The organism is Pseudomonas sp. K5002 (assembly GCF_013386655.1).
Lineage (GTDB): Bacteria > Pseudomonadota > Gammaproteobacteria > Pseudomonadales > Pseudomonadaceae > Aquipseudomonas.
In genome coordinates, this window is the sequence record NZ_JACARK010000194.1 from 1 (window position 1) to 6,217 (window position 6,217).

At 62.1% G+C, this 6,217-nt stretch carries 7 protein-coding genes; 4 read left to right on the top strand and 3 right to left on the bottom strand.

The window, feature by feature from the left end:
* A partial coding sequence (locus tag HX846_RS10885) for an efflux RND transporter periplasmic adaptor subunit (RefSeq protein ID WP_178965381.1) occupies window positions 1-950 on the bottom strand: 950 nt, incomplete at its 3' end.
* Window positions 951-1,206: 256 nt separating this feature from the next.
* Between HX846_RS10885 and HX846_RS10890 the strand changes: the two genes are divergently transcribed.
* The 4 genes from HX846_RS10890 to HX846_RS10905 all read left to right on the top strand — a co-directional run bounded on the left by HX846_RS10890 (window position 1,207) and on the right by HX846_RS10905 (window position 5,273).
* Window positions 1,207-1,689 (top strand): sigma-70 family RNA polymerase sigma factor, encoded by a 483-nt coding sequence (locus tag HX846_RS10890; RefSeq protein WP_102369561.1) that lies wholly within the window; start codon window positions 1,207-1,209, stop codon window positions 1,687-1,689.
* A 127-nt stretch (window positions 1,690-1,816) separates the two neighbouring features.
* The gene (locus HX846_RS10895; protein WP_178965382.1) at window positions 1,817-3,154 is read left to right on the top strand and encodes a lysine N(6)-hydroxylase/L-ornithine N(5)-oxygenase family protein; all 1,338 of its coding nucleotides are present in this window, start codon (window positions 1,817-1,819) and stop codon (window positions 3,152-3,154) included.
* Between the two features lie 68 nt (window positions 3,155-3,222).
* Entirely contained in the window at window positions 3,223-4,443 is a 1,221-nt protein-coding gene (locus tag HX846_RS10900; RefSeq protein WP_003208568.1) for a putative DNA modification/repair radical SAM protein, read from the top strand.
* Window positions 4,440-5,273, top strand: coding sequence for a TIGR03915 family putative DNA repair protein (locus HX846_RS10905; protein ID WP_003208569.1), 834 nt, complete (start codon window positions 4,440-4,442; stop codon window positions 5,271-5,273). Before HX846_RS10900 ends, HX846_RS10905 begins: the two co-directional genes overlap by 4 nt.
* 119 nt (window positions 5,274-5,392) lie before the next feature.
* Here the strand turns inward: HX846_RS10905 and HX846_RS10910 are convergent, their stop codons facing one another.
* Together HX846_RS10910 and HX846_RS10915 are read right to left on the bottom strand one after the other, a co-directional pair.
* Window positions 5,393-5,890, bottom strand: a complete 498-nt coding sequence (locus HX846_RS10910) for an Lrp/AsnC family transcriptional regulator (RefSeq protein WP_003208571.1) — start codon at window positions 5,888-5,890, stop codon at window positions 5,393-5,395.
* Window positions 5,891-5,902: 12 nt separating this feature from the next.
* A partial coding sequence (locus tag HX846_RS10915) for an ATP-binding cassette domain-containing protein (RefSeq protein ID WP_178965383.1) occupies window positions 5,903-6,217 on the bottom strand: 315 nt, incomplete at its 5' end.

The window sequence follows — 6,217 nt, forward strand, 5'->3', positions numbered from 1 at the left end:
AAGAATACCTGGGCGGTCATTTCCGCCATCAAGGCGTTATCGGTGTTGTCGACGTCCAGCAGCACCGTGTAAAGCACCACTCGCCCGGTGCCGCTTTTGCTGGCGCTGCTCGGGCTGCCACCGCCCTGGCTGGTTTCGTTGAGCGGCTTGGGCGGGATCGGCAAAATCTGCCGCACGGTGCTGGTCCAGCGTCGGCTGCCGCCGCTCAGGGTGGTGAAGTAGGCCGTCATGCCGGGTTTGACATGGCCGATGTCGGCTTCCGAGACTTCGGCCCATACGGTCATCGGCGAAAGCTTGGCGATCCGCAGGATCAGCGGGGTTTGCTGCTGGGCGTTGAGTGTCTGGCCTTCCCGGGCGTCCACCGCGACCACGGTGCCGCTCATTGGCGCATAAATGCGCGTGTAGCCCAACTCTGCCTCGTCACTGCGCAGGCTGGCCTTGGCCTGGCGAATCTGCGCCAGGAACATGTCGACCCGCGCCTGGGTGGCGCTCAGTTCGGCCCTGGCAGTTTGCACGTCTTCTTCCCGGGTGGCGTTACCGGCTTCCAGGCGTTGCTGGCGCTGGTACTTCTGGCGGGCCAGTTCGTGCTGGGCCCGTTGCTCCTGCAACTGGGCCTGCAGGTTCTCGATGGCATAGCGGCTGGCGTCGAGCTTGGCTTTTTGCGTGGAGGGGTCGATCTCTACCAGCAATTGGCCTTCCTTGACCTGGGCACCGGCCTCGACATGAATCTTCTGGATCTGTCCGGACGCCTGGGCGCCCACGTCGACGTAGCGCCGGGGTTGCAGGGTGCCCAGGGCGGTGACGCTGCTTTCGATATCGCCCCGGGTCACGGTGACGGTCGCCAGCTTGTCCCGGCCCGGCGGCAGGACCTGCCAGGCAGCTAAAGCGATGACGGGGATCAGGCACGCGACCACAAGCAGGGCGCGTCGGGCAGGTCGAGGACGTTTCATGCAGAGTTCCAGCCAGGAAAGATCGGCCCGCAGGAGCGGGAAGCTGACAGGTAGACGAGGAAATTGTCCGGGGATTTAGGCCGTTACATATGCCGTTACAGGTGTGTCAGGCAAAATAATTGGCCGGCGTTGCAAGTCTTGTTTAAAACTAGATGAGAATTACTATAAATTACACGCACCTCAAACTGCCATCATCGAATCGGCCGTTATCTTCGTACTCAAAGGACCTAATGCCGCCTACAGGCGGTCGGGAGTCATGTTGGAAAACTACTATCGCGAGCTGGTGTGTTTCCTCAACGCCAAGCTGGGCAACCGTCAGGTGGCCGAAGATGTGGTGCATGACGCTTATGTGCGGGTGCTGGGGCGTGCCAGTGAGGTCCCGATCGAGCAGCCCCGGGCGTTTCTCTATCGCACGGCGCTGAACCTGGTGATTGACGGGCATCGGCGCAACGCCCTGCGCCAGGATGAACCCCTGGAAGTACTCGACAGCGAGGAGCGTTTTTCGCTGTCTTCGCCCCATCACTGCCTGGACCACGGCCAGCGCCTGGAAATGCTTGAGCGCGCGCTGGCCGAGTTGCCGCCGCTCTGCCGTGACAGCTTCCTGCTGCGCAAGCTCGACGGCCTGTCCCACCTGCAAATCGCCGAGCGCCTGGGTATTTCCCGCGCGCTGGTGGAAAAACACATCGTCAATGCCATGAAGCATTGCCGGGCGCGCATGCGTGAGTGGGATGCGCACTGATTCCAGCGTTAGCTAAATTTTATTTCATTGTCCTCGTCTCCTATCAACACACGACCTGTTGCTGTGCCTTCAGGTCTCTGAGGCTTTCCCGCCCCACTGCCACGGGGCTTATCCAGAGGACACTGGAATGACACAGGCAATTGCATCGCCCGCCGTTCACGACCTGATCGGTATCGGGTTCGGCCCTTCGAACCTGGCGCTGGCCATCGCCCTGCAGGAACGCGAGAAAGCCCAGGGCAAACTGGACGTGCTGTTCCTCGACAAACAGGCCGACTACCGCTGGCACGGCAACACCCTGGTCACCCAGAGTGAATTGCAGATTTCCTTCCTCAAGGACCTGGTGACCCTGCGCAATCCCACCAGCCCTTATTCCTTCGTCAATTACTTGAAATCCCACGGGCGCCTGGTGGATTTCATCAACCTGGGTACCTTCTATCCGTGCCGCATGGAGTACAACGACTACCTGCGCTGGGTTTCCGGGCAGTTCCAGGCGCAAAGCCGCTACGGCGAGGAAGTGCTGGCCATCGAGCCGATCCTGCATCAGCAGCAGGTAGAGGCGCTGCGGGTGATTTCCCGGGACGCCCAGGGTGAACAGCACGTGCGCACCACCCGCTCGGTGGTGGTCAGCGCCGGTGGTACGCCGCGTATTCCGGCGTCGTTCAAGGCGCTCAAGGATGACGGTCGGGTGTTCCATCACTCCCAGTACCTGGAACGCATGGCCCAGCAACCGTGTGTCGACGGCAAGCCGATGCGCATCGCGATCATCGGTGGTGGCCAGAGCGCAGCCGAGGCGTTTATCGACCTCAACGACAGCTTCCCGTCGGTGCAGGTCGACATGATCCTGCGCGGCTCGGCCCTCAAGCCTGCGGATGACAGCCCGTTCGTCAACGAAGTGTTCTCGCCGGAGTTCACCGACCTGGTGTTCCAGCAGAACGGCAGCGAGCGCGAGCGCCTGGTCAACGAGTACCACAACACCAACTATTCGGTGGTGGACCTGGACCTGATCGAGCGCATCTACGGGATCTTCTACCGCCAGAAAGTTTCCGGCATTGCCCGTCACGCGTTCCGTACCCTGACCACCGTGGAAAAAGCCACGGCCGGGCCGCTGGGTGTGGAGTTGGCGCTGCGCAACAACGCCACCGGCGAAACCAGCCTCAACCATTACGATGCCGTCGTACTGGCCACCGGTTACGAGCGCCAGATGCATCGTCAGTTGCTCGCACCGTTGGCCGACTATATGGGCGACTTTGAAGTCAGCCGCGACTACCGCATCGTCACCGACGAGCGCTGCAAGGCCGGCATCTACATGCAGGGCTTCAGCCAGGCCAGCCATGGCCTGAGCGATACCTTGCTGTCGATCCTGCCGATCCGTGCCGACGAGATTGCCGCGTCGCTGTACGAACACGACCGCAGCCGCGGCAAGAGCCGTTCGGTGCAGGACGTGTTGCTGGCCACCGCCAGCTGACAGGCTGCACTTGAACCGCGGGGGCGGCTGCTGATACTGTACAAAAAACCAGTATCGGTAGAAGCCCCATGCAGTTGATCGAAAAACTCAGCATCCTCGCCGACGCCGCCAAGTACGACGCGTCCTGCGCCAGCAGCGGTGCGCCCAAGCGCAGCTCGGAAGGCAAGGCGGGGCTGGGTTCCACCGATGGCATGGGCATCTGCCACAGCTACACGCCCGACGGTCGCTGCGTGTCGTTGCTCAAGGTGCTGCTGACCAACTTCTGCCTCTACGATTGCCAATACTGCGTCAACCGCCGCTCCAGCGACGTGCCCCGTGCACGCTTCAGCCCGGAGGAGGTGGTGACCCTGACCCTCGACTTTTACCGGCGCAACTGCGTCAGCGGGCTGTTTCTCAGCTCCGGCATCATCCGTTCGGCCGACTACACCATGGAGCAGCTGGTGCGGGTCGCCAAACTCCTGCGCGAAGAGCATGACTTTCGCGGCTACATCCACCTCAAGACCATTCCCGAAGCCGACCCGGCACTGATTGCCGAGGCGGGGCGGTATGCCGATCGCCTCAGCGTGAATATCGAGTTGCCAACGGACAAGAGCCTGCAAACCCTGGCGCCCGAGAAGCAGATCGTCTCGATCAAGCAGGCCATGCAAACCATCTATACCGGTGAGCAGACGGTGCTCAACGAACCCCGCGCGCCGCGTTTCGCGCCGGCCGGGCAGAGCACGCAGATGATCGTCGGCGCCGATGACACCGACGACAGCACCATCCTCCACAGCGCCGAGGCGTTGTACGGCAATTTCAAACTGCGCCGGGTGTATTACTCGGCGTTCAGCCCGATCCCCAACAGCCCGAAAAGCGTGCCCCTGGCCGCGCCGCCGCTGATGCGCGAGCACCGCTTGTACCAGGCGGATTTCCTGTTGCGCAGCTACGGGTTCAGCGCCAATGAACTGTTTGAAGGGCCGGGCGACCTGGCCCTGGATATCGACCCCAAGCTGGCCTGGGCGCTGGAGCACCGCGAGGTGTTCCCGCTGGACTTGAACCGGGCCGAGCCGACGCTTATTGCGCGCATTCCCGGAATTGGCCTGCGCACCACCCAGCGGCTGGTGGACCTGCGTCGCCAGCGCAAGATCCGCTTCGAAGACCTGGCGCGCATGCGGTGTGTGCTGACCAAGGCCAAGCCGTTTTTTATCACCAGCGACTACCACCCGCAGCAAGCGGAAAGCACCAGCGTGCTGCTGCGCGAACAACTGCGCGACCGCCCGCAGCCGCAGCAAATGGGGCTGTGGGGATGATCAGCCTGGAATGCGACAACCTGTTCAGCACCTGGCGCGAGCAGGCGCGCTGGTTGCTCAGCCATCAGATCGACCCCAGCCACGTGAGTTGGGGCGTGGCCGAGGTGGCGGACCTGTTTGCCACCGACGAGCAGTACCCGGCGGAGTGCGGGCCGTTCCAGGCGCGGATTCCCAAGGCGCTGCTGGAGCTGCTGGAGTCTGCCGCGTGTTATCACGGTGAACAGCGCTGGAGCCTGTTGTATGAGGTGCTGTGGCGCGTCAGCCATGGGGACCGCACGGCGATGATGTCGGGGGACAAGCTAGGCAGCGAATTGCAGAGGCGGATCAAGCAGGTGCAGCGCGAGGCCCATCACCTGCATGCGTTTGTGCGGTTTATCGCATTGCCGGCAGAGGCGGGGCCGCAGTTGCCGGAGTACGTGGCGTGGCATGAGCCGGCCCACGATATCTTGAAGGTGGCCAGCCAGCATTTTGTCGGGCGCATGGGGCGTCATCGCTGGATGATCGCCACGCCCCTGGATGGGGTTTATTACGACGGGGAGCAGTTGATTCACCAGCGGCAATGCCCGGTGGAATGGCAGGCGTTGGCGCAGAATGTCGAGGATCCCCACAGTGCGATGTGGTTGACGTACTACAGCCATATCTTTAACCCGGCGCGGTTGAATCCGAAGGTGATGGAAGGGCATTTGCCGAGCCGGTTCTGGAAGAATCTGCCGGAGGGCAAGTTGATTCCGGGGCTGATCAGCGAGGCGCGCACGGGCAAGCAGCGGGATGGGCAGGCGAAGATGATTGGGGCGCGTCCAGGCAAGCGAATTTCAAGCGGGCACGGTTAAATGTGGGAGCGGGCTTGCTCGCGAATGCGGTGTATCAGTCGCTGGATGTGCTGCTGACACACCGCATTCGCGAGCAAGCCCGCTCCCACATTTGATCTCTATTGCCTGTAGGGGCGGATTCAGGCCAGTTCGGTGGCGGTGTTTTTTACGACCGCCAGCTCGGGATGCGCCACCAATTTATCGATGTGCAATTCATCATTGTTCAGCCAGGTTTCCGTCAGCACGCGGTAGTGCTCCATGTCCCGGCAGCGCATGCGCAGGCTGTAGTCGAACGGCCCGCTGATTAACTGGCACTCGAACACTTGCGGGCAGGCTTTGACACATGCCTCGAACGCCTTCTGCGCCGAGCGCCCGCTCTGGTTGGAGAGGGCCACCAGCACCAGCAGTGACAGCCCCGGCGAAACCATCTGCACGTCGATGATCGCCCCATAACCCCGGATGACCCCGCGTCGTTCCAGCTTGCGTACCCGTTCCAGGCACGGCCTGGGCGTCAGGTGCACCAGCGACGAGAGTTTTTCGTAGGTGATGCGTCCCTGGTGCCGTAACACGTCGATGATGGCTTCATCGATGCGGTCCAGCACAGGTGAGGCGTTCGGTCCGGTGGCCTTGGTATCCATGGTGTGTGGTGTTCACTTCAATCGGTTGGAAAGAAATTGCTGCAAGCGTTCGCTGTTCGGCTGGTCGAGGATTTCGGCTCCGCCTTGTTCCTCGACACGGCCCTGGTGCAGGAACAGCACTTGGCTGGACACCTGGCGGGCAAAGCCCATTTCGTGGGTGACCATGAGCATGGTACGACCTTCCTCCGCCAACGTCTGTATGACTTTGAGCACTTCTCCTACAAGTTCAGGGTCGAGGGCCGAAGTGGGTTCGTCGAACAGAATGATCTCCGGTTCCATCGCCAGGGCCCGGGCGATGGCCACGCGCTGTTGCTGGCCGCCGGAGAG